Origin of the sequence: Burkholderia sp. Bp9016 (genome assembly GCF_003857765.1) — a bacterium.
Classification (GTDB): Bacteria; Pseudomonadota; Gammaproteobacteria; order Burkholderiales; family Burkholderiaceae; genus Burkholderia.
Window position 1 is genome coordinate 56806 of record NZ_QTPY01000031.1, and the last position, 7298, is coordinate 64103.

7 protein-coding genes are annotated in these 7298 nt (G+C 64.6%); 6 read left to right on the forward strand and 1 reads right to left on the reverse strand.

All coding sequences use genetic code 11. The features are described from left to right. Positions 1-6 precede the first annotated feature (6 nt). The 3 genes from DIE13_RS28435 (at position 7) to DIE13_RS28445 (ending at position 1824) form a co-directional block, all read left to right on the forward strand. Positions 7-438 carry a DUF2000 domain-containing protein gene (locus DIE13_RS28435; RefSeq protein WP_124830375.1) on the forward strand — a complete coding sequence of 144 codons (432 nt, stop codon included), beginning with the start codon at positions 7-9 and terminating at the stop codon, positions 436-438. Between the two features lie 127 nt (positions 439-565). Further along, entirely contained in the window at positions 566-1456 is an 891-nt protein-coding gene (locus tag DIE13_RS28440) for a DMT family transporter (RefSeq protein ID WP_244104729.1), read from the forward strand. A 56-nt stretch (positions 1457-1512) separates the two neighbouring features. Beyond that, on the forward strand, positions 1513-1824 hold the full coding sequence (locus DIE13_RS28445; protein ID WP_124830377.1) for a ferredoxin: 312 nt from the start codon (positions 1513-1515) through the stop codon (positions 1822-1824). Positions 1825-2299: 475 nt separating this feature from the next. Here the strand turns inward: DIE13_RS28445 and DIE13_RS28450 are convergent, their stop codons facing one another. Beyond that, positions 2300-3685 carry a PLP-dependent aminotransferase family protein gene (locus DIE13_RS28450; RefSeq protein ID WP_124830378.1) on the reverse strand — a complete coding sequence of 462 codons (1386 nt, stop codon included), beginning with the start codon at positions 3683-3685 and terminating at the stop codon, positions 2300-2302. 161 nt (positions 3686-3846) lie between these two features. On the opposite strand from DIE13_RS28450, the gene DIE13_RS28455 reads away from it, so the two are divergent. From DIE13_RS28455 to DIE13_RS28465, 3 genes are all read left to right on the forward strand, one after another. Beyond that, on the forward strand, positions 3847-5133 hold the full coding sequence (locus DIE13_RS28455) for a hydroxymethylglutaryl-CoA reductase, degradative (RefSeq protein WP_124830379.1): 1287 nt from the start codon (positions 3847-3849) through the stop codon (positions 5131-5133). Positions 5134-5212: 79 nt separating this feature from the next. Further along, positions 5213-5710 (forward strand): hypothetical protein, encoded by a 498-nt coding sequence (locus DIE13_RS28460; protein WP_124830380.1) that lies wholly within the window; start codon positions 5213-5215, stop codon positions 5708-5710. After that, on the forward strand, positions 5710-7089 hold the full coding sequence (locus tag DIE13_RS28465) for a tripartite tricarboxylate transporter permease (protein WP_124830381.1): 1380 nt from the start codon (positions 5710-5712) through the stop codon (positions 7087-7089). Before DIE13_RS28460 ends, DIE13_RS28465 begins: the two co-directional genes overlap by 1 nt. Positions 7090-7298: the final 209 nt, after the last annotated feature.

Here is a 7298-nt window from a genome sequence, read left to right on the forward strand (position 1 = left end):
AAAAAGATGGCATACGCAGACAACGCAAGCAAGTTCGTGGCAGTGATCAACCGCAAGCATCCGGCTCCGGTCGTGCTGAATGCGCTGGCGCACACCGCATTTGGTCTATCCGGTATTGCGGGTGTCGGCAATCTCCTTGAGTACCAGAACGTCGCGTGTGATTTTGCAGCGAAGATCGATGAATCGCCGTTCATCATTCTCGAGGCCAAGAACAGTAACCAGCTTCGTGTGCTGCTTTCCAACGTGAAGGAAGCGTCGAGCACAAGCATCGCATACAACGTTTTCACGACTTCAATGATCGGCGCGTCAGCAGCAGCACAGATGGAAGCAACGCGCACGGCGCTCGATGAGGCGCTGGACTTCGTGGTGGTGGTGATCTTTGGCGCGCGCGAAGCGGTGGAGGCACTCACGAAGCGATTCTCGTTGTTCAAGCAATAGCCATGAAGCGTCCCGACACACGTCGGATCATTTGATTACACATAGTGAGAACGACATGGGATCGATAAAAGCGGTACCGGCGGCGCCGGGATATGCAGCAGACCTGGATGCAAGGAAAGGGTGGGCGATGGTCCTGGCCGCCGCTACGTTGTGGGGAACCACCGGGATCATCTTCAATGTGCTCGGAACGTCGGCCGGGGCTAATGCTGTTTCGATCAGCTTCCTGCGACTGGCATTGTCGGTACCGTTTCTGTTCTTGATGGGGCGGATCCATTTGGGAACATGGTTCATCAAATTGACGCCCAAAGGTCTGCTTGTGCTTGCGGGACTCGGTCTGGGCATGGCGTTCTACCAGCTTACATACGTGCTTGCGATCGAGCGGGTGGGCGTGGCGATTTCGGTGTTGATCAGCATCTGCGGCGCACCGATTTTCGTTGCCCTGATCTCGGTCGCCTGGCTGGGGGAACGATTCAATGTGCAAACGATGATTGCGCTGGTCCTCGCAATCGTGGGCACGGTGTTTCTGGTCGGTCTTCCCTCAGGCTTCGTTCAGGATGTTCGGCAATTCTGGATTGGCGTCGCGATCGCGGTTGCCTGTGCGGTATGCCAGGCTTTTTATGTACTGGCCGCCCGGGCTTCAGGAAAGATCTGTAGCCCCATGCACGCGGGCGGGATTGGATTTGCCATTGGCGCATTGGCGCTGTTGCCGTTCGGTCTTCACGACGGGCTGCAACTCCATTACACGATGGACGGCTGGCTGATGTTGCTTTATGTGGCCGCGGTGCCGACGGCGATTGCGCAAACCCTTTTCCTGGGCGGTATCAAGGGGACGGGCGCCGTCGGTGGTGCGATCGCGAGCCTGCTGGAGCCGCTGGTTTCCACGGTACTGGCCGTTTTGCTGCTGCACGAGCGGATGACCTGGTACAGCATCGTCGGGGCGGTGATTCTGTTGAGCGGGATCGTGATCATTCAGTGGGCACCCGTGGAGCGAAAGCCCGTGCCGAGACATGTCGAGTGAACGATTTTCGAAGAGCGAGCGTAAGTGTCAGCCGGGTGTCAAAAAGGGGAATCGCGATGAGTTTTTACGACCGTCATGTCTTTGTCTGCACGAATGAACGCGAGAACGGGGAGGCGTGCAATGACCACGGGGCGTCGGAAATTTGCCGGTATGCAAAGAAGCGGCTGGCAGATGCTGCTTCCCCGGACGCCCCTGGAATTCGCATCAATCGTGCCGGTTGCCTCGCGCGGTGCAGTGATGGCCCGATCGTCGTGATCTACCCGGAAGCAGTCTGGTATACCTACGTCGATAAAACCGATATCGATGAGATCGTCGACGAGCATCTGGTCAACGGTCGAGTCGTCGAGCGCCTGCGAATCGACCGGTAACACGATAGGCCAGCGAGCCCGGTGCCGGTCCCGTATCGGATACGGTTACGAGTCGAGTTTTTTGCTGCGCGGTGCTTCAGCAGCATCGATACGATTGCAAGCACAAAGGGCATCTTCCGGATGTCACGATCCTTGCGGTCGACAAGGTCGTCCATCGACTCGATGGAGCGATATTCGTCAGCTACCTTGAAGAAGGTATCGACGACGGAATCGGCGTATTCCTGACGTGAAGGAAGCGTCGGTGAACGCTTCTGTCTCGACCTCGATCAGCATTCTCCAGGTGATGGATTCGACCGGTGTGCGATGAAATTCCGGCCGCTTGTCGACGGCGGCGGCAATAAGAGAAGTCAAGTCGGACGCTGCGTCGTGAAGCGACAGAACGATACCAGGAGGTGCGCGGTGGAACGCCCTCTGCGAGGTCTGCGCCGCGTGCTCGCCCGGCTGGTCGTGTCACCGACTCGGCTCGCGTCCGTGGCTACGTGAGCGCCTTCAACGCCTGCGCGAACCGCTTGTCCGCCAGGTAAGCGACGTTGAACCTGCAATACGCGGACGGCTGGTCGGCCTGTGGCGAGAACACCGCCCCCGGTGCGAGGATCACGCCGCGCTCCAGCATCGCCTGCGCCAGTTCCATCGAATCGGACCACCCCGGCAACGCGGCCCACAGATACAGGTTCTGTTCGCACGGCCGATAGACCTGCGCGCCGAGCCGATCGAGCGCTTCGAGTGCGGTGGCCGTCGCGCGCCGCAGTTTCTCCTGAAGATGATTCGTATGCCGGAGGAAATGCCCGTCGCTGACGATCGCATCGAGCGTGCGCTCGCAGTACTCCGAGCTGCTGACGTGAGTCAGCATCTTCACGTCGGCGAGGTCGCTCGCGAGCGCCGCGTTGCATGCGAGAAAGCCCACGCGCAACGCCGCCGATACGGACTTCGAGAAGCTGCCGATATAGATCGTCCGGCGCAGTTGATCGAGCGTCGAGATGCGCGTGAGCGAGCGCGGGCGAAGGTCCGCGAGCGCGTCGTCCTCGACGATGATCAGGTCGTGCGCGTCGGCGAGTTGCAGGATCCGGTGTGCCTTCGCCGCGCTCGTATCGGTCGCTGTCGGGTTGTGCCCGACCGATTGCGTGAAGAACAGCTTCGGCCGGTAGGCGGCGATATGCTCGGCGAGCTTCGCGACATCGGGGCCGTCGATCTCGCGCGGCACGCCGACGATGTTTGCGCCGCTCAGCTTGAGCTTGCCGAACAGCGGGTAGTAACCGGGATCGTCGACTAGCACGGTATCGCCGGGGCGCACGAAGTAGCGCAGCACGAGGTCCATCGCCTGGTTCGCGCCGTGCGTGAGCACGATCTGCGCGGGCGGTGCCTCGATCTCGTAGCCGGCGAGCTTCTGCTGCAGCGACTGGCGCAGCGGCAGATATCCGAAGCGGCTGCCGTAACGAAACAGCGACGCGGAACCGGTGCGCACGATGCGCTGCTGATACTGGTTTAGCCGCGTTTCCTCGAGCCATTCGATCGGCGGGAAGCCCTCGCCGAGATTCAGTACGTCGGGCTTCTCGTGAAGCTGTTCGCGCATCAGCCACACGATGTCCATCGCGCGGTCGAGCGAACTCGGCTCGTCGATGTCGGGCGCGGCCGCCGCGCGCCGCGTGACGAAGAACCCGGAGCCGCGGCGCGGCTCGATCAGGCCGTCGGCGGCGAGCATCTCGAATGCGCTGATCACGGTGTTCTTCGAACACCCGGACGCCTCAGCGTATTCCCTGATGGAAGGCAGCTTCGCGCCGGCCGGCAACACGCCTTCCTCGATCTGTCTGGCGAGATTGTCCGCCATGGCGCCAGACAGGCTGGCTCTTGCACGCTGTTTCATCGCGATGTTCCGTCGGACGGGTTCACTGTCATGGGTACGGATGTCTGGCTGTCTGGCCCGTCTGTACCTTTTCAATGGGTACAGCGTGACTATTATTCGGCTATCCGCTGTCCGCCGCAACCGCGGCAGGCAACACCGTCACCCCGAAACAGAACGACATCATGCCCATCGATTCCGCACTGCCGAACTTCCGCTCGCTCACGCCCGAACAACGCCTGTCCCACCTCGCCCGTACCGTCGGGCTCGACGATGCCGAGCACGCGCTGCTCGCCGCCCCCGGCGCGCTGTCGCTCGACACCGCGAACGGCATGATCGAGAACGTGATCGGCACGTTCGAGCTGCCGATGGCGGTCGCCGGCTACTTCCGGATCAACGACCGTGACGTGATCGTGCCGATGGCGGTCGAAGAACCGTCGATCGTTGCGGCCGCATCGTATATGGCGAAGCTGTCCCGCGCGGCCGGCGGCTTCCGCACGTCGAGCAGCGGCCCGCTGATGCGCGCGCAGGTCCAGGTGATCGGCGTCGGCGATCCGTACGGCGCGCGGCTCGCGATCCTGCGGCACGCGGCCGGGCTGATCGCACTCGCGAACAGCCGCGACAAGGTGCTGGTCGGCCTCGGCGGCGGCTGCCGCGACATCGAGGTGCACGTGTTCCCGGATACGCCGCGCGGCGCGATGGTGGTTGCGCATCTGATCGTCGACGTGCGCGATGCGATGGGCGCGAACACGGTCAACACGATGGCCGAAGCCGTCGCGACGCGCATCGAAGCGATCACCGGCGGGCAGGTACGGTTGCGGATACTGTCCAACCTCGCGGATCTCCGGCTGGCACGCGCAGAGGTACGGTACTCGGCCGCGACGCTCGCCACCGACGACTATTCCGGCGAAGCGGTGATCGATCGCGTGATCGACGCCTACGTGTTCGCGGCGACCGATCCGTATCGCGCGGCCACGCACAACAAGGGAATCATGAACGGCATCGATCCGGTGGTGGTCGCGACCGGCAACGACTGGCGCGCGGTGGAGGCCGGCGCACATGCGTATGCGAGCCGCAGTGGCCGCTACACGTCGCTGACGACGTGGGAGAAGGCCGACAACGGCGACCTCGTCGGCACGATCGAGATGCCGATGCCGGTCGGGCTGGTCGGCGGCGCGACGAAGACGCATCCGCTCGCGCGTCTCGCGCTGAAGATCATGAACGTGACGTCCGCGCAGGAACTCGGCGAGATTGCGGTCGCGGTCGGCCTTGCCCAGAATCTCGGGGCGTTGCGCGCGCTCGCGACCGAAGGCATTCAGCGCGGCCACATGGCGCTGCATGCGCGCAACATTGCCGTCGCGGCCGGCGCGACGGGGGCCGACATCGACCGGATCGCGCAACGGATGGTCGCCGCGAAAGACGTGCGCGCGGATTTCGCGCTCGAACTGCTGGCGGCGCGCAGCGACGCCTGATGCGCGACGTTCGCGGGCATGCCGCGTGACGCATGCCGCGCCGGGACAGCCGGCCACATATCAATCAAGGAGGAGACACATGGAACAGACCGGTTCAGGCGCGGTATCGGCGGCGTCGCATCGCGCGCAGCCGTTCATGCAGGCCGATGTAAGCGCCGACACGCTCGTGGAGGTGTGGGGCGACACGGTGGCCACGAAACATCTGGCCTGGTCGGTCCTGCTCGGCATCGCGATCAGCCTCGGCGCGTTCGAGGCCGGCCGTCTCGCGCTCGCCTCGTTCGTGCAGGACGCGGCCATCGCGCGGGCCTATGCGATGTTGATCGGCCTCGGCGGTTGCCTGCTTGCCGGTGCGCTGTGCGCGCGCCTGTTCAAGCCGAAGCGCATGGTGATCGAGCATGCGGCCGACGGCCCCGAGCGTGACGAAGCGCTTCGGCAACTTGCCGAAGCATCGGGCGGGCTCGGGTCGGTGAGCGACCTGTCGCCGAGCGCGCGCGCTGAGATGGAGGAGCTCGGACTGCTCGACCTGTTTGCTTCCTACGAAGCGTCGTCCGCGCGGGCGCGCACGGGAGGCCGCTGATGGACGCGCTTCTGCATGCATTGCCGTCGGCGCTGGCGATGGGCCTGCTCGGCGCGATCGTGTTCTCCGGCATCGGACTGATCTCCGGCACCGACGAAACGACGACGATCGCGCCGCTCACGCTGCTCGTCGCACTGCTCGGCGTGCCGCCCGCCGGGGTGTTCACGTTCTTTCTTGCGGGCGCGGTGGCCAAGCACATCACGCACTCGATCCCGACCGCGCTGCTCGGCATTCCCGGCGACACGATGGCCGCGCCGCTGTTGCAGCAGGCGACGCTGCTGCGCGCGCTCGGCGTGCCGCACATCGCGCTGCGCAAGATGATCTCCGGCGCGATCGTCGCCGCGTTCGTCGCGCTGCCGCTCGCGGTGCTGTTCGCGTCGCTGCTCGCGCCGTTCGGCACGGCGATCGCGAAGGCCGCGCCGTGGGTGTTTCTCGCGGCCGCAGTCGGCATCGCGTATTTCTCCACGGGGCGCTGGGCGGCGGTGCTGCTGCTCGTGCCGTTCGTGATGCTGGTGGTCGGGCTGCAGGCGCTGACCGGTCACTACGGCGTGAAGCTCAGCGTCAGCTATTTCCTCGGGATCGCCATCGGCCCGCTGGTTGCCGACCTGTTCTCGATCCTGTCGCCGGCCGAGCGGCGGCGCATGCGTCGCGACGGGCCGTCGACGTTCGTGCTCGCACCGGACGTGAAGAGCTGGCGCGGCTACTTCCCGAATCCGCTGAAGGTGCTCGATCGCGAGCAGGTGGGGTGGACGGTCGGGACGGCGGCCGTGTCGAGCGCGACGTTCGTGTTCAGCCCGGTCGCGATGACGGTGCTGATGGGCGAGATCGTCGGCGCGCGCGTGAGGCATGCGTATCAGCGGCTGACGACCGTGATCGCCGCGCGTAACGGCGTGACGGAGGCGACCTACATCGCCGAGGCGCTGATTCCGCTGATCGCGTTCGGGCTGCCGCTGAGCCCGGTGGCCGCAGGCCCGGCCGCGCCGCTCTTCAACGCGCCGCCGCGCTTCACGGTCGACGCGGCAAGCGGGCAGATCCACAACCTGCATACGTTGATGAGCTGGCCCGAGTTCCTCGGCTACGGGCTGCTGTCGATTCTGCTGGCCGCGCTGATCGCGTATCCGCTGGCGATGCATCATGCGCACCGCGCGGCGTCGTTCGTCGCGCGCAAGCTGAGCCACGAAGCGATCATCGCGACCTTCGCGGGGCTGATCGTCGTGATCGGTGTCTGGGAAGGCCAGTTGCTCGGGCTCGCGGTGATCGTCACGGTCGGCCTGTTCGGCGGAATGTTGTCGCGCCTGTTCGCGTTCAACACGGGCGTGCAGTTCATGGGTTACTACGTCGCGGTGCTCAGCGTGCCCGCGATCGTCAAGCTGCTCTGACGCATCGGCGCACGGGGCCGGTATTCCGTTGGATGACACGGCGGCGTGAATCTGGCCGCACGGATCGCGCTGCCGCGTCGCCGACATCACCACGAATAGCCCTGCATGCCGTAATCGGCATCGTATCGGCGCCCCCACCACGGCAGGTAGGCGTTGTTCCCGCCGCGTGCGCGGAACCAGTCCTTCGTCGGATCGATCGGCGTGAGCTT

What these genes read in the sequence shown, in the direction of transcription:
- DIE13_RS28435 (WP_124830375.1), top strand. Translation starts at nt 7, where the DNA reads ATGGCATACGCAGACAACGCAAGCAAGTTCGTGGCAGTGATCAACCGC.
- DIE13_RS28450 (WP_124830378.1), bottom strand. Translation starts at nt 3,685, where the DNA reads ATGAAACAGCGTGCAAGAGCCAGCCTGTCTGGCGCCATGGCGGACAAT.
- DIE13_RS28445 (WP_124830377.1), top strand. Translation starts at nt 1,513, where the DNA reads ATGAGTTTTTACGACCGTCATGTCTTTGTCTGCACGAATGAACGCGAG.
- DIE13_RS28460 (WP_124830380.1), top strand. Translation starts at nt 5,213, where the DNA reads ATGGAACAGACCGGTTCAGGCGCGGTATCGGCGGCGTCGCATCGCGCG.
- DIE13_RS28440 (WP_244104729.1), top strand. Translation starts at nt 566, where the DNA reads ATGGTCCTGGCCGCCGCTACGTTGTGGGGAACCACCGGGATCATCTTC.
- DIE13_RS28465 (WP_124830381.1), top strand. Translation starts at nt 5,710, where the DNA reads ATGGACGCGCTTCTGCATGCATTGCCGTCGGCGCTGGCGATGGGCCTG.
- DIE13_RS28455 (WP_124830379.1), top strand. Translation starts at nt 3,847, where the DNA reads ATGCCCATCGATTCCGCACTGCCGAACTTCCGCTCGCTCACGCCCGAA.